This is a genomic window from Roseovarius salinarum (assembly GCF_002834145.1).
Lineage (GTDB): Bacteria > Pseudomonadota > Alphaproteobacteria > Rhodobacterales > Rhodobacteraceae > Roseovarius > Roseovarius salinarum.
Genome location: NZ_PHNT01000001.1, coordinates 319,069 through 338,055, shown reverse-complemented (window position 1 = coordinate 338,055; position 18,987 = coordinate 319,069). Strand labels below are relative to the sequence as shown.

Annotated in this window: 23 protein-coding genes; 7 read left to right on the top strand and 16 right to left on the bottom strand. The window is 69.2% G+C overall.

Annotated elements, in window-relative coordinates; genetic code table 11:
• Positions 1–24: 24 nt before the first annotated feature.
• Positions 25–984 (top strand): sulfotransferase family protein, encoded by a 960-nt coding sequence (locus CEF10_RS01755; protein ID WP_101065624.1) that lies wholly within the window; start codon positions 25–27, stop codon positions 982–984.
• On the opposite strand, the gene CEF10_RS01750 is transcribed toward CEF10_RS01755, so the two are convergent.
• From CEF10_RS01750 to CEF10_RS01740, 3 genes are read right to left on the bottom strand one after another with little or no spacing between them, the layout of a single operon-like run.
• The gene (locus CEF10_RS01750) at positions 965–1,717 is read right to left on the bottom strand and encodes a lysophospholipid acyltransferase family protein (RefSeq protein WP_101065623.1); all 753 of its coding nucleotides are present in this window, start codon (positions 1,715–1,717) and stop codon (positions 965–967) included. The genes CEF10_RS01755 and CEF10_RS01750 overlap by 20 nt on opposite strands.
• On the bottom strand, positions 1,714–2,619 hold the full coding sequence (locus CEF10_RS01745) for a cell division protein FtsX (protein ID WP_101065622.1): 906 nt from the start codon (positions 2,617–2,619) through the stop codon (positions 1,714–1,716). Before CEF10_RS01745 ends, CEF10_RS01750 begins: the two co-directional genes overlap by 4 nt.
• Positions 2,616–3,293 (bottom strand): cell division ATP-binding protein FtsE, encoded by a 678-nt coding sequence (locus CEF10_RS01740; protein WP_101065621.1) that lies wholly within the window; start codon positions 3,291–3,293, stop codon positions 2,616–2,618. The genes CEF10_RS01745 and CEF10_RS01740 overlap by 4 nt, the downstream gene beginning before the upstream one ends.
• A gap of 159 nt (positions 3,294–3,452) precedes the next feature.
• Here CEF10_RS01740 and CEF10_RS01735 point away from each other — a divergent pair, with 159 nt between their 5' ends.
• Complete coding sequence (locus tag CEF10_RS01735) at positions 3,453–4,295, top strand: zinc-ribbon domain-containing protein (RefSeq protein ID WP_101065620.1); 843 nt, start codon at positions 3,453–3,455, stop codon at positions 4,293–4,295.
• A 6-nt stretch (positions 4,296–4,301) separates the two neighbouring features.
• Here the strand turns inward: CEF10_RS01735 and CEF10_RS01730 are convergent, their stop codons facing one another.
• Both CEF10_RS01730 and CEF10_RS01725 read right to left on the bottom strand, forming a co-directional pair.
• Entirely contained in the window at positions 4,302–4,925 is a 624-nt protein-coding gene (locus CEF10_RS01730; RefSeq protein ID WP_157932928.1) for a class I SAM-dependent DNA methyltransferase, read from the bottom strand.
• A 55-nt stretch (positions 4,926–4,980) separates the two neighbouring features.
• Positions 4,981–5,751 carry a sulfite exporter TauE/SafE family protein gene (locus tag CEF10_RS01725; RefSeq protein ID WP_101065618.1) on the bottom strand — a complete coding sequence of 257 codons (771 nt, stop codon included), beginning with the start codon at positions 5,749–5,751 and terminating at the stop codon, positions 4,981–4,983.
• A gap of 147 nt (positions 5,752–5,898) precedes the next feature.
• On the opposite strand from CEF10_RS01725, the gene CEF10_RS01720 reads away from it, so the two are divergent.
• Together CEF10_RS01720 and CEF10_RS01715 are read left to right on the top strand one after the other, a co-directional pair.
• A complete protein-coding gene (locus CEF10_RS01720) occupies positions 5,899–7,584 on the top strand; it encodes an acyl-CoA dehydrogenase family protein (protein ID WP_101065617.1) in 1,686 nt (561 codons plus the stop codon).
• A 281-nt stretch (positions 7,585–7,865) separates the two neighbouring features.
• Positions 7,866–8,138: a hypothetical protein gene (locus CEF10_RS01715; protein WP_157932927.1), complete on the top strand. Its 273-nt coding sequence runs from the start codon at positions 7,866–7,868 to the stop codon at positions 8,136–8,138.
• A gap of 32 nt (positions 8,139–8,170) precedes the next feature.
• Here the strand turns inward: CEF10_RS01715 and CEF10_RS01710 are convergent, their stop codons facing one another.
• From CEF10_RS01710 to CEF10_RS01700, 3 genes are all read right to left on the bottom strand, one after another.
• A complete protein-coding gene (locus CEF10_RS01710) occupies positions 8,171–9,133 on the bottom strand; it encodes an SLAC1 anion channel family protein (protein ID WP_101065615.1) in 963 nt (320 codons plus the stop codon).
• A gap of 68 nt (positions 9,134–9,201) precedes the next feature.
• On the bottom strand, positions 9,202–9,921 hold the full coding sequence (locus CEF10_RS01705; RefSeq protein ID WP_101065614.1) for a fumarylacetoacetate hydrolase family protein: 720 nt from the start codon (positions 9,919–9,921) through the stop codon (positions 9,202–9,204).
• Positions 9,922–9,987: 66 nt separating this feature from the next.
• Positions 9,988–11,130, bottom strand: coding sequence for an alpha-D-ribose 1-methylphosphonate 5-triphosphate diphosphatase (locus tag CEF10_RS01700; protein WP_101065613.1), 1,143 nt, complete (start codon positions 11,128–11,130; stop codon positions 9,988–9,990).
• Between the two features lie 49 nt (positions 11,131–11,179).
• Between CEF10_RS01700 and CEF10_RS01695 the strand changes: the two genes are divergently transcribed.
• The gene (locus CEF10_RS01695; RefSeq protein ID WP_101065612.1) at positions 11,180–11,878 is read left to right on the top strand and encodes a DUF1045 domain-containing protein; all 699 of its coding nucleotides are present in this window, start codon (positions 11,180–11,182) and stop codon (positions 11,876–11,878) included.
• On the opposite strand, the gene phnN is transcribed toward CEF10_RS01695, so the two are convergent.
• Genes phnN through CEF10_RS01670 form a run of 5 tightly spaced genes read right to left on the bottom strand, consistent with a single transcriptional unit; the run spans position 11,848 to position 15,729 of the window.
• Positions 11,848–12,408, bottom strand: coding sequence for a phosphonate metabolism protein/1,5-bisphosphokinase (PRPP-forming) PhnN (phnN, locus tag CEF10_RS01690; protein WP_101065611.1), 561 nt, complete (start codon positions 12,406–12,408; stop codon positions 11,848–11,850). The two genes, CEF10_RS01695 and phnN, sit on opposite strands and share 31 nt — an antisense overlap.
• Entirely contained in the window at positions 12,405–13,100 is a 696-nt protein-coding gene (gene phnL / locus CEF10_RS01685; protein ID WP_101065610.1) for a phosphonate C-P lyase system protein PhnL, read from the bottom strand. The genes phnN and phnL overlap by 4 nt, the downstream gene beginning before the upstream one ends.
• Complete coding sequence (locus CEF10_RS01680; RefSeq protein WP_101065609.1) at positions 13,097–14,053, bottom strand: CorA family divalent cation transporter; 957 nt, start codon at positions 14,051–14,053, stop codon at positions 13,097–13,099. The genes phnL and CEF10_RS01680 overlap by 4 nt, the downstream gene beginning before the upstream one ends.
• Positions 14,054–14,062: 9 nt before the next feature.
• Complete coding sequence (phnK, locus tag CEF10_RS01675) at positions 14,063–14,836, bottom strand: phosphonate C-P lyase system protein PhnK (protein WP_101065608.1); 774 nt, start codon at positions 14,834–14,836, stop codon at positions 14,063–14,065.
• The gene (locus tag CEF10_RS01670; protein ID WP_101066036.1) at positions 14,833–15,729 is read right to left on the bottom strand and encodes an alpha-D-ribose 1-methylphosphonate 5-phosphate C-P-lyase PhnJ; all 897 of its coding nucleotides are present in this window, start codon (positions 15,727–15,729) and stop codon (positions 14,833–14,835) included. Before CEF10_RS01670 ends, phnK begins: the two co-directional genes overlap by 4 nt.
• 86 nt (positions 15,730–15,815) lie before the next feature.
• Here CEF10_RS01670 and CEF10_RS16790 point away from each other — a divergent pair, with 86 nt between their 5' ends.
• On the top strand, positions 15,816–15,968 hold the full coding sequence (locus CEF10_RS16790) for a hypothetical protein (protein ID WP_157932926.1): 153 nt from the start codon (positions 15,816–15,818) through the stop codon (positions 15,966–15,968).
• A gap of 14 nt (positions 15,969–15,982) precedes the next feature.
• Here the strand turns inward: CEF10_RS16790 and CEF10_RS01665 are convergent, their stop codons facing one another.
• Genes CEF10_RS01665 through phnG form a run of 3 tightly spaced genes read right to left on the bottom strand, consistent with a single transcriptional unit; the run spans position 15,983 to position 18,098 of the window.
• Entirely contained in the window at positions 15,983–17,077 is a 1,095-nt protein-coding gene (locus tag CEF10_RS01665) for a carbon-phosphorus lyase complex subunit PhnI (RefSeq protein ID WP_101065607.1), read from the bottom strand.
• On the bottom strand, positions 17,077–17,646 hold the full coding sequence (phnH, locus tag CEF10_RS01660) for a phosphonate C-P lyase system protein PhnH (protein WP_101065606.1): 570 nt from the start codon (positions 17,644–17,646) through the stop codon (positions 17,077–17,079). The genes CEF10_RS01665 and phnH overlap by 1 nt, the downstream gene beginning before the upstream one ends.
• Positions 17,646–18,098 carry a phosphonate C-P lyase system protein PhnG gene (gene phnG, locus CEF10_RS01655; RefSeq protein ID WP_101065605.1) on the bottom strand — a complete coding sequence of 151 codons (453 nt, stop codon included), beginning with the start codon at positions 18,096–18,098 and terminating at the stop codon, positions 17,646–17,648. The genes phnH and phnG overlap by 1 nt, the downstream gene beginning before the upstream one ends.
• A 101-nt stretch (positions 18,099–18,199) precedes the next feature.
• Between phnG and phnF the strand changes: the two genes are divergently transcribed.
• Positions 18,200–18,916 carry a phosphonate metabolism transcriptional regulator PhnF gene (gene phnF, locus CEF10_RS01650; protein ID WP_101065604.1) on the top strand — a complete coding sequence of 239 codons (717 nt, stop codon included), beginning with the start codon at positions 18,200–18,202 and terminating at the stop codon, positions 18,914–18,916.
• Positions 18,917–18,987 lie beyond the last annotated feature (71 nt).

Below are 18,987 nucleotides of genomic sequence, written 5' to 3'. Positions count from 1 at the left end.
CCCCAGCGTCAAGGAGCGCGCGGCGTGACCGAGCCGACGAGGAACGAACCGGAGGCGGAGATCTGCGTGGTCTTCGGCGCGCTGCGCTCGGGGACGACCCTGTTCCGGCTGATGCTCGAGGGCCATCCGAGGATCGCGGCGCCCGGTGAGTCGGACTTCCTGGTCGACCACCTGCGCCCTGACGGGCGAGGCGGGGCGCACTACGACCTCGACGGGCTCGCGGCCGACCGCATCTTTCGGGCGGCGGGGATCGCCCTTCCCACCACGACCGGGGCCCGGCGGGCCTTCGCGGAGATGACGACAGCGCTTCGGGCGGGCCACGAGGGGCCGCTGGTGCTGATCCTGCACCGCCACCTCGGACGGCTGCTAGAGCTTCTTCCCAACCGCGCGCCCGTGCTGCACCTGGTCCGCGACCCGCGCGACGTTGCACGTTCCGCGATCGGAATAGGCCTGGCCGGGAACAGCTATTACGGCGTCCGGAGCTGGATCGACACCGAACGTGACTGGGACGCGACAGCGCCGTCGCTGGGTGGTCGGCCGGTCAAGGAACTGCACTACGAACGGCTGCTCGAACGGCCCGAGGCCACGCTACGCGAGGCCGCCGCCCTGTTCGGCGTGGATTACGACGCGCGCTTCCTGAGCTATCCGGAACGCTCCACCTACGACCTGCCCGACACCGCGCTCACCGCGCAGTGGCGCAACAAGCTCTCGGCGCGCGAGGTCGGGTTGATCGAGTCCCGCGTCGGCCCGCTTCTCGAAGCCCGCGGCTACGCCCCCAGCGGAGCCCCCCGCGTCGCTCCGGGATTGGCGACCAGATCGTTGCTCTGGCTCGATCATACGCGGGGCAAGTGGCGGTGGCGGTTCAGACGGTTCGGCGTGACCGATCCGCTGATCGCGGCCATCGGACGCCGGCCGGGCATGGGCTGGATCGCGCGCGGGGCGAACGCGCGCATTGAGCGGCGCATCACGGAGACCCTGAAATAGCGCTCGGCATCGCGCCCGCGGCCTCTGCCGCAAGCGCGTCCGACCGCGCCTCGACATCCCGTTCGAGCCGCGTCATGAAATCCCTCTTGGGAAGGCCAGCCTCGATGCGCGGCAGGAACTCCACCACCGCCAGACCCGGCTTGCGGCGAATGCCCTTTCGCGGCCAGAACAATCCGACATTCGTCGCCACCGGCACGCAATCCTGCCCGAGTTCCTCGTAGAGCACGCCGGTGCCCACCTTGTACGGGGCCTGCACGCCGGGGGAAATCCGCGTGCCCTGCGGATAGATGATGAGCTGGCCGGGCTGCTGGCGACCCTTGGCCACGTCACGCACCATCTGCTTGATCGCGGCGCTGCGCTTGCCGCGGTCGACGGGCACGCAACCGATGCGCAACGCGTATTGCCCGATCACCGGCGCCCACATCAGTTCGCGCTTCATGATGAACTTGCCCGCCGGCACCGCGCCGAAGATCAGGATTATGTCGAGGAACGACTGGTGCTTGGCGGCGACCAGCACCTCGTCGACGGGCGGGGTGCCCCGGACTTCGGTGCGCAGGCCCACCATCCAGCGCGCCGTCCATCGCACCCAGCGGCACCAGAGATGCGCCGCCGTCTGCGCCCCGCGCCGCGAGGCCAGCGCCCACGGCAGGAACGCCAGCCCCATTATGCCCATCGCGGCATACATCTGTCCCACGAAAACGGCCGAGCGTGTCCATTGCCACGCCCCGCTCATGGCAGATCCCTCAGCGTGCCCAGCGCGGCTGCCCGGGTCGCGACATAGCCCACGAGCGCCGCCAGCGGCGGCACGGCCAGGGGCCATAGCCAATGCACGCCCTGGAACCCCAACCCCGTCAGAAAGCCGCCCTCCGCCTGCGCGCGGGGCAGCAGCAGGATGGCCACGACGCCCAGCGCGGCGCCGACCGCCGCACCGGTGAGGGCACGCAGCGTGAAACGCCGCACGAAGGCCTGCGCAATGTAACTGTCCCGTGCGCCCACCAGCCGCAGCACGCTGATGACCTGGCTGTTGGCGGCCAGGGCGGCGCGGGCGGCCAGCGTGATCATCGCCGCGGTCGCGCCGCCGATCAGCGCCAGCGAGACCCAGCCCAGGAACCGCAGCCGGCCGGCCGCGCGCACGAGCGGGCGGCGCCAGCGGGTGTGATCGTCCAGCACCGCCCCGGGAACCTCGGCGGACAGCCGCAGGCGAAGGCCCTGCGGGTCGTAGCCCTCCCCGGTCTCGACGATCTCGATAAGTCGCGGGATCGGCAGCGCCTCCACCGGCACGTCGGGACCGAACCAGGGCTCGAGAAGCTCGCGCTGCTCGGTGTCGCTCAGGGCGCGCGCGCTCTTGACGCCTTCGGTGGTGCGCAGCACTTTCAGCGCGGCCTCGGTCTGCGCGGCCATCTGCCCTTCGGGCGCCGAGATGCGCACGGTGGAGGTGCGCGCAAGCTCCTCGCTCCAGCGATCGGCCAGCCGGCCCGTTGCCAGGGCCAGCGCCACTGCGAAAACCGCAAGGAACGCCATGGCGGCCGCGCTGAACAGGGTCAGCCAGGCGGTGAAGCCCGTCGGCGGCACCACCCGGTCGGCCTGTGCGTCGCCGGCCACTATCGCGAATGCGCCGCGCGTTTCCCGGCTCAAAGGTCCGCCCCCGCGAGTTGAAGCCGCCGGTTGGAAATGCGCAGCACCCGCGCCTGCACCTGCGTCTTGGCCGCGCGGATCAGGGCGAGGTCGTGCGTGGCGATCATGATCGTCTTTCCCATCCGGTTGAGTTCTGCCAGCAGGTGCAGCAGGCGCAGCGACATCTCCCAGTCGACGTTGCCGGTGGGCTCATCCGCAAGCACCACGTCCGGCGACATGATGACGGCACGCGCCAGTGCAGCGCGCTGGCGTTCGCCGCCCGAAAGTTCCGGCGGAAACGCGTGCGCGCGATGGCTCAGGCCCACCCAGGCGGTCAGCTCCTTGAGGTTGGATTCCTGTTCGAGGGTATCGCGCCCCGAGACTGTCAACGGCAGCGCGATATTGTCGGCGACGGGCAGGTGATCGAGGAACTGGCAGTCCTGGTGCACCACCCCGATACGCCGCCGCGCAAGCGCGATGTCGTCGCGGGTCATGCTGCGCACCTCGGTTTCGAACAGGCTCAGGTGCCCCGCGGTGGGCACCAGGGCACCGTAGCACAGCTTGAGCAGCGTGGTCTTTCCAGCGCCCGAGGGCCCCGTGAGGAAATGGAACGACCCCGGCTGCAGCGTGAGGGATATCTCGCTGAGAAGTTCCCCGCCGCCGTAACTGTAGGCCACGTTCTCCAGCTCGATCACCGCCGCCCCCTTGCACCGTCGTCTCTTCATGCCTCAGGCCGCCCGGTCTTGCAATCGCCGTGCGCGCCGATCCTTTGCACTTTCACGCCAAGCGGTTACGAACTATCATGGCGCAGATGGGCGCAATGACGGCATGGATGCCAGGCGACAGGTGAAGATATGAGGCTGACTTGCCCGAACTGCGGGGCGCGCTACGAGGTGCCCGACGAGGTCATCCCGATGCCGGGGCGCGACGTGCAGTGCTCGAACTGCGGCCAGACCTGGTATTTCACCCATCCCGACCACCGTCCCGAGGAAGACGAGGAGCCCGTCGACAGCTGGGAAAACCCCGAAATCGCCCCGCCCGAAGGCGACGAGGACGATGGCCCCGCCAGTTCGGCGGATCGGCCGGCACGGCGCCGTGACCTCGACCCGGCGGTGGCCGATGTCCTGCGCGAGGAGGCACGGCGCGAACAGCAGGCCCGCGCCGCCGAGAGCGGCGGCCTCGAAAGCCAACCGGACCTCGGCCTGTCCGGGGAAGCCGACGAAACGGAACGCCGCGCCCGCCAGGCCCGCGAACGCATGTCGCGGCTCAGGGGTGAAGACGAGGGAGCGCCCGACGCCAGCCACACCGCCCCGCAAGACGACGAAACCGCCAGCGCACGGCGGCGCGGCCTGTTGCCCGAGATCGACGAGATCGGCCCCGAACTGGACGAAGCCCCGTCCCGCGGCGCAGGGGCGCATGCCGAGCATGACGATTTCGCCGCGGAGTCAGCCGCCCCGGCCCGCGGCGGGTTCCGCGCGGGCTTCTGGCTGGTCGTCCTCGTGGCTCTGATCCTCGCGGGCGTCTACGTGTACGCCCCCTGGATCGCCGAGCAAGTGCCCCAGATCGCGGGACCGCTGGAGTCCTACGTCGGAACGGTCAACACGGGGCGCATGTGGCTGGACGACCGGATGGCGGGTTTCATGGCCTGGGTGGACCGGATGCTTGCCGAGACCGGCCGAGGCGGCGCCGGCGGTTGATCCGGCTCAAAGCACTTCCCAGACATGCGTGCGCGCCATGACCTCGGGTTCGCCATAGGGCATGACGGCATAGGGTTCCGACCGGAACAGCGTGCGCCACGCGCCGTCGCGTTCCAGCCGTTCATGAGCTTGCGCATACCCCTCACTGATCTGCGCGTCACAGCGCAGGGACACCACGACCATTCCGCCCGGACGGGTGACGGCGACCAGATCGTCGAAGCTTTCGGGCGGCGCATGGCCCTCGGTGATCGTGCCGACCGATATCACGCCGCCGAAGTGATCCCGCGGAAGGTCCAGCCCGCCGCCCAGCGCCATGCGGTGCAACGCGGCGTAGATGCCCTTGGCACGCGCGACCGACAGCATGCCGTCGGACAGATCGACGCCGGTGATCGGCCCGTAACCCAGCTGTGCCAGCGGTTCGGCCTGCACGCCGCCGCCGCAGCCGGCATCCAGCACCGGGCCGGCGTCGCGCGGCACGAAATGGGCAAAGGCCGCCGCCGCGGCGGCCGGCCCGCGATACCCCATCGCGAACAGGTCGCGTTCGTAGTTCGCCGCCCACTCGTCATAGGTCGCTTCCTGCTCCTCGGCCGTGGCCGCGCCGTATACACGTGTGATGATCTCGTTTTCCATACGTCCTTTTCCTTCGTTTTGAGGGATCATGGAAAGCATAGCGGGACAGGGCCGCTCAGGCCACCAGGGCGCGGCGCAAAAGGTTCAGCCCCGCGATCAGCAGCACCGCGAGCGTGGCGCGGCGAAAGGCGCGCTGGTCGATCCGGTCCTGGATCGCGAACCCCGCGGCCATGCCGGCCAGCGCCGGCAGCACCAGCGCCAACGACAGCGGCAGCGTGTCGGCCCGCAGCACGCCCGAGCCCAGGTGCGCCACCATCAGGGCCACCGCCCCGAGGCCATAGATGACCCCCTGAACGCGCATCTGCTCGACCTTGGGCGTGTCCAGCGCGGTGAGCAGCGCGACGGTGGGCGGCCCCCAGACACCCGACACGCCACCGACGAAGCCGGCGAAGCCGCCCACAGCCGCCTCGGTGGCCGGCCGCGGCCGACCGGGCAGGCGCATCGGCACACCGGCCAGCTGGATCAATGCGAAGGCCGTGACCGGCACGCCGATCAGCACCAGAAGCGCGGCTTCCGGCAGGATCCGGAAAAGCTGCGCACTGACGGCCAGGCACACCATCCCGGCCAGCAGGAACACGCGGAACCGGCGGATCGAGGCCAGCGCGGCGCGCGGCCCCTGCCGCAGCGCCTGCCAGCCGTTCGTGACCAGCGTGGGCATGATCAGGCCCGCCAGCGCCAGTTCCGGCGACACCACGGTGCCCAGCCCGGAAATCAGCACCATGGGCATGGCAAAGCCCACGACCCCCTTGACCAGCCCGGCCAGCAAGGCCACCCCGACGGCAATTGCCCAGATGCCCGGCGGCCCTATGTCCCACACCATCTCCATGCCGCGGTGATAGCGGCCCGGGCCGGACGCTGCACTGCAAAATTTGGGCGCGCAATATTCAATCAATGGGCCAACCCAAAGGGCATCTTTGTTGCGCTGCACCTGCAAAATGGCTAGGAAAGGCCCGACAGGAAAAGGATGTGATTCATGGCTCACGACGGACAGGACGCCCTCTCGGCAAATCCCATCGTTCTCGACGATCTTCTGAAACTGACGGGCGAGACCATCGCGCCGGCACAGGAAGTGCTGGACAAGGCGCGCGAGACCCTGCGCACCGCCGTTACCGTCGACGGGCGCGTCTCGGGCCGTGCCGTCGAGGCCAACCAGACCGCCGCGCACGGGCTGGCGTGGCTGGCGACCTGTGTCGAAGCGCTGCGCCAGATGCAGGCCTGGGCCGAGCGCCTGCACGAAACGGGCGGATTCGGTGACGTCGAACAGCTAATCCACCAGATCGCCTTCGGCGAATACCTCGCCCAGATCCAGGGCGGCATCCCGATGAACCAGGGCGAGATCCTGCGCCTGCACGATCTCGGCCTCGATCATGCGGACGCCGCGGCGATGATGACCGCGCCGGTGGCGACGCTGATCCGTGACGGCAACACGCAAGCCGCGCGCACCCGCCTCGTCGAGCTGATGCAGGAGCGCAGCGCCGAGGTCACCGTGGGGCACACCGGCCTCGACGAGGAACTGGAGATGGTCCGCGAACAGTTCCGCCGCTTCTCGGTCGACCGGGTGGCCCCCCACGCGCACCAGTGGCATCTCGATGACGCGCTTATCCCGATGGAGATCATCAAGGAGTTGTCCGAGATGGGCGTGTTCGGCCTGACCATCCCCGAGGAATACGGTGGATTGGGCATGTCGAAGGCCTCGATGTGCGTGGTGTCCGAGGAACTGAGCCGAGGCTACATCGGCGTGGGCAGCCTGGGCACCCGGTCGGAGATCGCGGCCGAGCTGATCATCGCCGGCGGCACCGAGGCGCAGAAGGAGAAATGGCTGCCCCGGCTGGCCGCGGGCGAAACGCTGCCCACCGCCGTGTTCACCGAGCCCAACACCGGCTCGGACCTCGGCGCGCTGCGCACCCGCGCCGTGAAGGACGGCGAGGATTACCGGGTGACCGGCAACAAGACATGGATCACGCACGCCGCGCGCACGCATGTCATGACGCTTCTGGCGCGCACCGATCCCGAAAGCACCGATCACCGCGGCCTGTCCATGTTCCTGGCCGAGAAGGAGCCGGGCAGCGACGAGGCCCCCTTCCCCACCGATGGCATGACCGGCGGCGAGATCGAGGTGCTCGGCTACCGCGGAATGAAGGAATACGAGCTGAGCTTCGACAACTTCCGGGTCAAGGGCGAGAACCTGCTCGGGGGCGAAGAGGGAAAGGGCTTCAAGCAGCTCATGGAAACCTTCGAAAGCGCCCGCATCCAGACCGCCGCGCGTGCCGTGGGGGTGGCGCAGTCGGCGCTGGACATCGCGATGCAGTACGCGCAGGAGCGCAAGCAGTTCGGCAAGGCGCTGATCGACTTCCCGCGCGTGTCGGGCAAGCTGGCGATGATGGCCGTGGAGATCATGGTTGCCCGTCAGCTGACCTATTTCAGCGCGTGGGAAAAGGACAACGGCCACCGCTGCGACCTCGAGGCCGGCATGGCCAAGCTGCTGGGCGCCCGCGTGGCCTGGGCAGCGGCCGACAACGGGCTGCAGATCCACGGCGGCAACGGTTTCGCGCTGGAATACCCGATCAGCCGGGTGCTGTGCGACGCGCGCATCCTCAACATCTTCGAAGGCGCCGCCGAGATACAGGCACAGGTCATCGCCCGCCGCCTTCTGGGCTGAGCGGCTGAAAAATGCGACGACCCGGCAGGTCAAACCGCTGCCGGGCGCGTGGCCCCGGGCCAAGGCCATGGCGGGTTGACGCCGCGCGCTTCGGTGTCATGTCGGGTCGGTGCGGATCGGCCCCGGACGAAGACTGGCGATGGCCCCTTTCTGGAAACTCCCTGCCGCCGGCTTCGCCGCGACCGCGATCGGGCTGGCCCGGCTGCTGCGCCTGCTTATGCTGGCCTCCTCGGTCTCGCTCGGCCTCGTTGCCCTCTCACCGACGGCCTGGGGGCGGCGTGGTGATCTCGGCCGGCCTGCAGGGCGCCTTCGTGATGGTGATGAGCGCCATCCTGTCCTTCTGGTCGGAGCGGCTGTTCCCTGAAATGCCCGCACGCAGTTTCACCGCCGCGCTCATCGCCGTTGCCGCGGGCAGCGTGCTGGGGCCGGTGGCGGCGGGGTTCCTCTCGGATGCCGCCGGGGCCGGGACGATGTTCCTGGCCACGGCGGCGATTCCGGTCGCGACGATCGCCATCGTCGTTTCGCGCAACACCGACCGGTTTGCCCCGGACTGACGCGCGGTGGGGGGCCGGTGGCGGGACGCGCCTTACTCCGGCTGGCAGATCTCGCCGGCCCGTATCGCCGCCAGGGTGCGCAGCACCAGTGCCGCGATGATCACTGCCAGCACGGCGAGCAACCCGACACCCAGCCAAAGGTACGCTTCCGCGCCGGTCGCACCCGCGTGCGCAAAGCTGGCGATGGTCACGGCTGCAAATGGAAAGCTGAGCGCCCAGAACGACATCGCGAAAGGCAGTTTCACGATCCTCGGCAGTTGCACGGCCACGATCAGGGTGAACAGATAGGCCCCATTGAGAAGAATGCGCCCGAACGCGCCCGGTTCGCCCACCAGCTTGAGCCAGGCCAGATAGGCCACCGCCGGCGGCGCGATCAGGATCACCAGCGTCGGCTGCAGGCGTCCCGGCAGCGGGTCGTGGAAGATCAGCCGGTTCATCACCAGCGTCAGAAGCACGACCCAGAAGATCAGCCCTGCGGACATGAAGAACCAGCTGACCTCGGGGTAGCCCAGCGGCACCCCCGCGACCGGCACGATCACGTTGCCCACAGCCGGAATGAACCAGGCCGGTGAAAGGTGCCCGTGCAGGAACGACCGCGCCCCGATCCATCCCGACACGACCGCGACCGTCAGGATGACCTGCAACGCGCCACCAGCGAGCCACAGCGCCTCGGCGGCCACCGTGTCGCGCGGCAGCGTCGCCGTGGCCAGCAACAGCAGCGAGATCGAGATCGCCGGAAAGAACGCCAGCTTGACGGGGTGATGCCATTCGCCGGCCACGGCGCGCGGATGCCGGGCGAACTTGACGAGGTAGACAGCCGCGATCAGCAAGAACAGCGCGACCGACAGGACGTAAACCGACGTCGACATGACCGCCGTCAGCCCCAGCCCCACCTCTGCCGCGTGCAACGCGAGCGCGAAGCCCGTCATGCCCATGACCACGGCGAAAAAGGTCACCGGGAAATTCTCGAGCCGGCGCGGCGCGGGGTCGGTCATGCCCTGTCTCCTTGGCTGTTCACATATCGCTGTTTGCATATGTTGGGGTGCCGCAACCTTGACCCAGGTCAACCGGGCGGTTGTTCCGACGGGCCGATCTCCAGTTCGACAGGCGCCAGGCCGGTGATCTCCCCGCGCAGGCGGCTGCCCGGCTGCACCGGGCCGACGCCTGCGGGTGTCCCGGTGAAGATCAGGTCGCCGGGCTGCAGGTGATAGAGCCGCGACAGGTCCGCGACGATTTCGGGCACGCTCCAGACCATCTCGGACAGGCGGGCGTTCTGCACCCGCCGCCCGTCGAGGTCGAGCGTGATCGCCTGCGCGCCGGGCGCGCCGAACGCGCCCGCGGGCGTGAGCGCGCCCACGATGGCCGCGTTCTCGAAATCCTTGCCGGTGTCCCACGGACGGCGCTTGTCCTTGGCCGCGGCCTGAAGATCGCGGCGGGTCAGGTCGATGCCGCAGGCATAGCCCCAGACCGCCGCCATCGCGCCCCCCGTGTCCACCGCGAACGCGGAGGCGCCCAGCGCGACGACCAGCTCCATCTCGTGATGGCAATCGGACGTGCCGGGCGGGTAGGCCACCGTGCTGCCCGACAGGCACAGCGCATGCGCCGATTTGGTGAAATAGAACGGCGCATCGCGGTCCACGGTATTGCCCATCTCGGCGGCATGGGCGGCATAGTTGCGGCCCACGCAGAAGATGCGCCGGACGGGAAAGACCCGGTCGTCGCCGGCGACCGGCAGGTCGGGCGGCGCGGGGATGTCGAACAGGCGGCGGGGTGTCTGGGTCACGGGCGGTCTCCGGTCGTTTCGGAGTGTGTTATGGAACCGGCCGCGCAGGCTGTCAAAGCGCCCGACTTACCCCACGCGGTGGCCCCGCGCCCAGACCCCGCGCAACGCCGGCCCCTCGCCGCGCAGGGTGAACCGGATCACGTCCGCGCGCCTGCCCGGCGCCAGAACGCCGCGGTCGGCCAGCCCGACGCTTTCGGCCGGCGCGCGCGTGACGGTACCCAGCCCGCGCGCCATGTCGCCCCAGAGCCGCCCCAGCCGCACCGCGCCCAGCAGCAGCGCCGAGGGCACGTAATCCGACGAAAGGATGTCGAGCAGCCCAGCCTCGGCCAGGTCCTGCGCGGCCACGTTGCCCGAATGCGACCCGCCCCGTATCAGGTTGGGCGCCCCCATGATGACGGCGATGCCACGGTCGTGGCAGGCTTGCGCGGCCTCGGCCGTGGTCGGGAACTCGGCCATGCGGACGCCGTATCCCGCCGAGGTCTCGACCTGCGCCTCGGTGGTGTCGTCGTGGCTGGCCAATACGGCACCGTATCGCGCGGCCTCGGCCACGGCCGCCGCCTCGTGGGCATCGCCGTGGGCCGCGCGCAACGCCTTGAGCTGCGCGACATGCTCGGCGAATTCCGCGTCCGACAGCCCCAGCTTGCCCTTCACGTAGGCCTCCAGCTTGGTGATGTCGCGGAACTGACGCTGGCCCGGCGTGTGGTCCATCAGGCTGACGATGCCCACGCGGTCGGCTTCGCCGAACGCGGCCATTTCCTCGGTCAGGGTTTCCGAGCAGACCTCGGCGCGCAGGTGCAGGAAATGGCTGATCTTCAGCGCGTCGGCGGCCCGCAGCGCCAGAAGTTCGCTGGCCAGCTGGCGGGCATAGGCGGTGTAGCGGCCCTTGCCGCTGGGGATCGAGCCCACGCGCATCGCGTCGAAGACGGTGGTGATCCCGGTGCTGGCCAGTTCCGCGTCATGGGCCAGCATCGCCGCGTCGTGGGGCCAGTCCACCTTGGGGCGCGGCTGGATGTGCCGCTCGAGATTGTCGGTGTGCAGCTCGATCAGCCCCGGGGCCACGTAATCGCCGCCGCAGTCCACGGCACCGGCGGGCACGCCCGCGCCGGGCTCCACGGCCGCGATCCGGCCGTCGCGCAGTACCAGCGTGCCGGTCAGGCAGTCATCGGACAGAACGAGTGTCGCGTTGGCGAGGACGGTTTCCTGTGTCATGTGAAAGTCACGCTGTCTTGGCAATGGAAAGGCGGCGCCCGGAGGCACCATGCGATTCGAAAGATACGCCGTCTATTACACGCCGCCGCCCGGGCCGCTCGCGGCCTTCGGGGCGGCGTGGCTGGGCTGGGACCCGGCAGAGGGTCGTTGCGTGGCCCAGCCGGCCGTGCCCGGGCTGCCCCGTCCGGTCGAGGTGATCACCGAAACGCCGCGCCGCTACGGGCTGCACGCCACCGTGAAACCACCGTTCAGCCTCGCCCGGGACCACACCGCCGAAGCGCTGGACGCGGCGCTGGCCGCCTTCTGCGCGCAACAGCCCCCGGTGACGCTCGCCGGGCTGGAGATCGCGCGGCTGGGCGGGTTCCTGGCGCTGGTGCCGCACGGCGAGACGGCGGCGCTGAACGCCATGGCGGCCGGGGCCGTGCGCGCGCTCGATGCGTTCCGGGCGCCGCCGGACGAGGCGGAGCTTGACCGCCGCCGCGCCGCCGGGCTGAGCCCCGGACAGGAGGCCCTTCTGGTCCGGTGGGGCTATCCGTACGTGATGGAGGAATTCCGCTTCCACATCACGCTCACCGGCAAGCTGCCCCGCACCGACCGCGAAGCCGTGCACGCCGCGCTGGCCCCGCGCCTCGCACCGATCCTGCCGGCGCCCTTCGTCGTCGACGGGCTCAGCCTGATGGGCGAGGACACGGACGGGTATTTCCACCTGCTGCGCAGTCATGCCTTCTCCGGCGTCTCGGCGGGATAAAGGCGCGCCAGCACCTCGGCCACCGTTTCGGACACCGGCCCGTCGTTGGACACCTCGATGACGGGCGCCGGCACGTCGGGCAGCATCATGTCGGCGCGCGCCAGACGCGCGGCGACGTCGGCCTCGCTTTCCCGGCCGCGCGCCGCCAGGCGCCGGGCCAGTGCCTTTGGCGGGGCGGTGAGCGAGAGCACCACGAACGCCTCGGCCCTTTCGGCGGCGTCCGGCAGCACGCACCGCGACAGGTTGACCAGCACGTCCCGGCCCGCGGCAAGCCGGTCCAGAACCGTCACCGGCACGCCGTAGCGCAACCCGTGGGCCTGCCAGTTCAGGAGGAACGCGCCCGATGCGCGCCGGGCCAGGAACTCGGCCTCCGACACGCCCTCGAATGCCTCGCCGCCCGCGTCGGCGGGGCGCGTGATGACCCGCGGGGCGATCTCGAGCCGCGGACAGGCCTCGACCAGCGCGGTCATGACCGTGTCCTTGCCCACGCCCGAGGGGCCGACCACACCGATCAAGCGCCCGGCGCTCACGCCGCCCTCGGCGTGAAGGCCGAGACGTCGACCTCGCGGTCGCAGATCCGGGCACGCGCCTGCGTGTCGTGGAAGATGCCGAGAATGGCCGCGCCGCGGGCCTTGGCTTCCTCGATCAGTGTCAGCACGGTGTCGCGGTTGGCGGCGTCCAGGCTCGCCGTGGGCTCATCCAGCAGAAGGGCGGGATAGGCATGCGCGAAGCCGCGGGCGATATTGACGCGTTGCTGCTCGCCACCCGAGAAGGTCGTCGGGCTGAGCGCCCACAGCCGCTGTGGCAGGTTCAGCCGCGTCAGCAGCTCTCGCGCGCGGTGCAGCGCGGCCTCGCGCGGGGTGCCGACCGCAAGCAGCGGCTCGGCCACCACCTCCAGCGTGGGCACACGCGGGACAACCCGCAGGAACTGGCTGACATACCCTAGCGTATGGCGACGCAACCGGAGGATCTCGCGCGGTTCGGCCCGCACGATATCCAGGTCGCCGATGACGATGCGTCCCGCCTGGCTGAGGTAGTTGCCGTAGACCATGCGCATCAGCGTGGACTTGCCCGCCCCGGATTCACCGGTGAGCGCAACGCATTCGCCGGCTGCGACCTCCAACCCCGCCCCGTCCATGACCGGGATCACCGCACTGCCCTGGTTGTGCAGGGTGAAGGATTTCGAAACGCCTTCGAGCCGGATGAAGGGATACAGGGTCATAACAGGTTTTTCCACTTGAAATAGAGATAGGACAGCAGCGACGACAGCCCCATGGTGCCCAGCGCGGCGACGAATCCCCAGCGCCAGTCGATCCAGGGCATCAGCGCGAAGTTCATGCCGAACACCGCCGCGATCAGCGTGGGCGGCAGGAACAGGACCGCCACCAGGGAAAAGGTCTTGCTGCTTGCGTTCTGTTCGATCGTGGTCAGCCCGAACACCGTGTCCAGGATCAGGCTCAGCTTCTGCGTCAGGAAGCCCGCGTGTTCGGACAGGGAATTCACGTCGCTGACCAGAAGGTCGATGGAACGCCGGGCCTGGCCGGAGTCCGAATGCGTTTCCCGCCGGTCGATGAACCCCAGCGCCCGCTCGATCGTGACAAGGCTGTTGCGCACGTCCGACAGCAGCGTGCCCGCCTGCCCCAGCATGGACAGTGCCGTGCGCAGGTCGTGCACCTGCCGCTCGCCCTCGGTTCTGAACAGCCCGCGCGAACCGCTTTCGATGCGCGCGTCGGTGATCTCGAGGATATCGGCGAGGCGGTCGATGCTCTCGTCGAACAGCCCGAAAAGGATCTCGCGCGCCGAGCCGGTGTCGAAAGGGCTTTGCTCGGCCTGCGCCGGATATGTGCGGAAAGCCCGCGGCGCGTGGTAGCGGATCGTGACGAGTTGCCGCGCCGACAGAACGAAGGTGACGGGCGCCACTTCGTGCGCCTCGCTGTCGACCAGCGCGGGCAGCACGAGGGTCATGTAATCGACCTCGCCACGCCTGTACAGCCGGCTGGACAGCTCGATTTCCTCCATGTCCGCGCGCGACGGCAGATCAAGGCCCAGCCGTTCCCCGGCACGTGCCAGATCCGCGGCGTCCGGGTCGCTGAGGTCGATCCACGGCGCCGTGCCGACGAGGCCGGCTTCCCGGGTCAGCCCGCCATCCTGATCTGGGTGGAAGCTCTGGATCATCTCCGGACCCTAGACCTGAAGCACCGAGGAAACCAGAAGCTGCGTGTACCCGTGCTGCGGGTCGTCGAGCACCTGGTCGGTCAACCCGGCCTCGACGACATTGCCGTCCTTCATCACCATCAACCGGTCCGCCAGCAGGCGTACGACGGCAAGGTCATGTGTCACGATCACGGCCGACAGCCCCATTTCTCGCACCAGCCCGCGCAACAGGTCCAGCAGCCGCGCCTGCACGCTGACATCCAGCCCGCCTGTCGGTTCGTCCATGAACACCAGCCGCGGACCCGTCACGAGGTTGCGCGCGATCTGCAGCCGCTGCTGCATGCCGCCCGAAAAGGCCGTGGGCCGGTCGTCCACACGGTCGTCGGGAATCTCCACGCGGCCCAGCCAATCCACGGCCTGCGCGCGGATGTCGCCGTAATGCCGCGCGCCGACGGCCATCAGCCGTTCGCCCACGTTGCCGCCCGCGCTGACACCCATGCGCAGCCCGTCGCGGGCCTGCTGGTGCACGAAGGCCCAGTCGGTGCGCGCCAGCATCCGCCGCTCCGGCTCGGTCATCGTCAGCGTGTCGCGCGGGCCGGCCTCGCGGGTGTCGAAAAGAACCTCGCCGGCATCAGGAGCCAACTGGCCGGCGAGGCAGCCGAGGAGCGTGGATTTACCCGATCCGCTCTCCCCGACAATTCCCATGACCTCACCCGGGTGGAGGTCGAACCCGACATCGCGGCACCCGGTGCGCGCGCCGTAGAACTTCGTGATGCCCCTGACCTGGAGAAGCGGTGTCGTCATGAGCGGGCCTCCGCGTCCGGCGCACCCTGCGGCCCCGTATGGCCGGCCTCGCGGCGGGTGCGGCAATAATCGGTGTCCGAGCAGACGAAGATGCGCCCGCCCCGGTCGTCGGTGATGACCTCGTCGAGGTAACTGCCCTGTGACCCGCACAGGTCGCAGGGGTGGTCGGCCTTCGACGGTTCGAACGGGTGATCCTCGAAATCCAGGCTGGCGACCCGGGTGTAGGGTGGCAGGGCATAGATGCGCTGTTCGCGGCCCGCGCCGAACAGCTGGATCGCGGGACAATCCGACAGCTTGGGGTTGTCGAACTTCGGGATCGGCGACGGGTCCATCACGTAGCCGCCCTCGACCTTCACCGGGTAGGCATAGGATGTCGCGATCGCGCCGTGGCGGCTGATGTCCTCGTAGAGCTTGACGTGCATCAGCCCGTATTCGCCCAGGCTGTGCATCTTGCGCGTCTCGGTCTCGCGCGGCTCGAGAAAGCGCAGCGGCTCGGGGATCGGCACCTGGTAGACCAGAACCTGGTCCTCGGTCAGCGGTGCCTCGGGAATGCGGTGGCGCGTCTGGATCACCGTGGCGGCGTCGGTGGCCTCGGTCGTGGCAACGCCGGCGGTGCGCTCGAAGAACTTGCGGATCGAGACCGCGTTGGTCGTGTCGTCGGCGCCCTGGTCGATCACCTTCAACGTGTCGTCCGGTGTCAGCGTCGCGGCGGACACCTGCACCCCGCCCGTTCCCCAGCCGTAGGGCATCGGCATCTCGCGGCTGGCGAACGGCACCTGGTAACCGGGAATCGCCAGCCCCTTGAGTATGGCCCGGCGGATCATCCGCTTGGTCTGCTCGTCGAGATAGGCAAAGTTGTAGGCCGCGTCGTGTTTTCTCCCTTGGAGGGACATGTTTTCGCCCTCGAACGTCATCGTCTCGCCCTCTTCCTCGCGTAGCCATGCCCTTCGCAATTGACGGAACAGAAGGGACCGAACCAATGATTCATGCAGTTGTCATCGTGCTGTTTGTCATTTTCACAGCCACCCTGATCGGCAAGATCATGCGCCATTTCTTCCCCGATTCCGGCATCGGGATGGACAAGGACACCACCACCGAGACCGACACCGAGGCCAAGGTTCCCGCCGAGTAACGCGCCGGGCCGGGTCATTCGGCGGCCTCCTCGGGCGGCGTCTCGTCGCGTTGCGCGGCGCGCCGCAGCTTGCGGACGAGTTCCAGTTCCGACTGGAAATCGACGTAGTGGGGCAGCTTGATGTGCTCGAGGAACCCGGTCGCCTGGATGTTGTCGGCATGCATCAGGACGAATTCCTCGTCCTGCGCCGGCGCGCCCTGGTCGTCCTCGCCCAGCTCCTTCCATCGCAGGGCCCGGTCGACCAGCGCCATCGAGATCGCCTTGCGCTCGGTTTGCCCGAAGACAAGGCCGTAACCGCGGGTGAACTGGGGCGGCTCGGTCTTCGAGCCGGTGAACTGGTTGACGGTTTCGCACTCGGTCAGGGTGATCTCGCCCAGCTCGATGGCGAATCCCAACTCGGGGATCTCCATTTCCACGACGACTGCGCCGATGCGCAATTCGCCCACGAAGGCGTGGTTGCGGGCGTAGCCACGCTGCGTGGAATAGGCGAGGCCCAGCAGGAACCCTTCGTCGGCGCGTGTCAGCGCCTGAAGCCGCAGTGGACGGTCTGCGGGCAGTTCCATCGGTTCACGCGTGAGGTCCGGCGGGGTCGCATCGCTTTCCGGTTCATCCTGGATCAGCCCCTCGTCGCCCAGAAAGGCGGTGATGTGCGGCGCCGTTGCGTCGCCGGCCTCGCCCTGCGGCGTGGCGGGCGCCTCGCCGTCTGCGGCCAGCTTGAAGTCAAGCAGACGGTGCGTGTAGTCGAAGGTCGGGCCCAGCACCTGGCCGCCCGGCGCGTCCTTGAAGGTGGCCGAGATCCGGCGGTCGCAGGCCATTTCGCCGGTATCCACCGGCTCGGACGCGCCGAAGCGTGGCAGCGTCGTGCGATAGGCGCGCACCAAAAAGACCGCCTCGATCAAGTCACCGCGGGCCTGCTTGATCGCCAGCGCCGCAAGGTCGGGGTCATAGAGCGACCCCTCGGCCATCACGCGCGCCACGGTCAGCGCCAGCTGCTCGCGGATCTGGTCAAGCGTCAGCTCGTCCACCGCCGCGTCGCCGCGGCGCTCCTCGGCCAGCCACGCGTGCGCGTTGTCGATCGCCCGCTCGCCGCCTTTCACAGCCACATACATTACGTGCCCTCCACCCGCGTCGTGCGCGGCAGCGCGGCCAAACGCGTGCCGTGCGTGAAGAAGAAATCCAGCCCCAGCGGAAAAAGCGCCGCGTTCCGCCGGAAAGCTTCCGTCTCGGGCAGCGACAGTTCGGCGGCACCGCAAAGGCCCGGCCCGGTCAGCCGGGCGCCCTCGGCCACGAGGTGCGCCACCTCCACGATCAGCGTGGCGGACCGGTCGGGGTATTCCGGCGTGCCGATGGCGTAGACGTCCAGCGGCGCGACCGCCGCCCAGGTGCCAAGCGCGAACTGCGCCGCCTCCGCGCCGACCAGCGGGGCGCCCGCGTGGAAGGTGACCCAGTCGCGCACTTCCGGCGTGTCGTGGTCGCCGGCAAGGTGCAAGGGCGTCTCCGGGTCGCACAGCGTCAACAGAAGCGCACCCGCCGCCGGTGATACCGGGGCGGGCGGCGCCACGCCGTCCGCGGATTCGATGCGACCGGGCCGGGCCATGGCCGACATCGCCGCACGGAAGGCTTGCGCGGCCTGCGTCGGCGCATCCGTGAAACCGCCCTCGAGGGCCTGTGCGTGCATCAGTCCTCTCCCCGCGCCATGGTGAAGAAATCGACCTTCGTCGCCGCCGCACGCGCGGCGCGTGCCTGCCGGCGACCGTCGAGCAAGGCCTCGATCGGGGCAAGAAGCGCCGCGCGCACCTCGCCGGCGCGATCCGTCTGCATCAGCGCGTCTGCCAGCGCCGCGCGCCGCGCGTGGCCCTTGTCGCGCCCCTGCACGTAGGCATGGCCGACGGTGCCGCAGGACAGCCGGACCGAACATCGCGTGACCGTCATCTCGCCAAGGTTGAAAGGCGCACCGGTGGCGCCGGCGCGGCCGCGCACCATGACCCCGCCCACTTCGGGCGCGCGCAGGACGGTGAATTCCGGGTCGCCCCCGAGGGCCTCCCAGCGCTGGGTGACTTCCTCGGCCGGGGCCTTGGCCAGCAGGCTCATCCAGCGATTTCGTTCGGTCTGCTCGGCAGCTTCGGCCATCTCGACACCTTGCGAAGTTGTCTAACTTACTATACAACTAGACAAATCAATACAGGGAACATGCCAGCCCGGCAACCCCCGCCCGATGAAGGTTTCGTGACATGGCCGCCACGCGCACGCCGATCTGGCAATCCATCCGCGACACGCTGATCGCCGAGGTGGCCGAGGGCCGTTATGCCCCGGGCGATCGCCTGCCGACCGAGGCCGCGCTGGCGAAACGATTCGGCGTCAACCGCCACACGGTGCGGCGCGCGCTGGCGGCGCTGGCCGAAACCGGCGTGGTTCATTCCCGCCGCGGCGCGGGCGTTTTCGTGACGCAGCGGCCGACGGAATATCCCATAGGCCGCCGGGTGCGATTTCACCGCAACCTCGAGGCTGCCGGCCGCATGCCCGCGCGCAAGGTGCTTTCGCTCGAAACCCGCCAGTCGGACGCGCGCGAGGCCGAGGCGCTGGCGCTGGACCCCGGCGCGCGGGTGCTTGTCTACGAGGGGATCAGCCTCGCCGACGAGCAGCCCGTCGCGCTGTTCTCCAGCATCTTCCCCGCCGCCCGCCTGCCCCGCATGGCCGAGAGCCTGAACGCCAACCCGTCCGTTACGGCCGCGCTGCGCGACCACGGCATCGCCGACTACACCCGCGCCTGGACCCGCCTGACGGCCAAGCTGGCCACGGCGACGCAGGCGCTGCACCTGCACCTGCGCGAGGGCGACCCGATCCTGCGCACCGTCGCGGTCAACGTGGACGTCCATGACACCCCGATGGAATACGGCCGCACCTGGTTCGCCGGTGATCGCGTCACCCTGACGCTGTCGGATTCGTGATGTTTTCAAGGGACTTGTCACGCGGGCGATACAAACGGTCGCTAGGTTGGCCCGCAAACCGCACAGAGCAG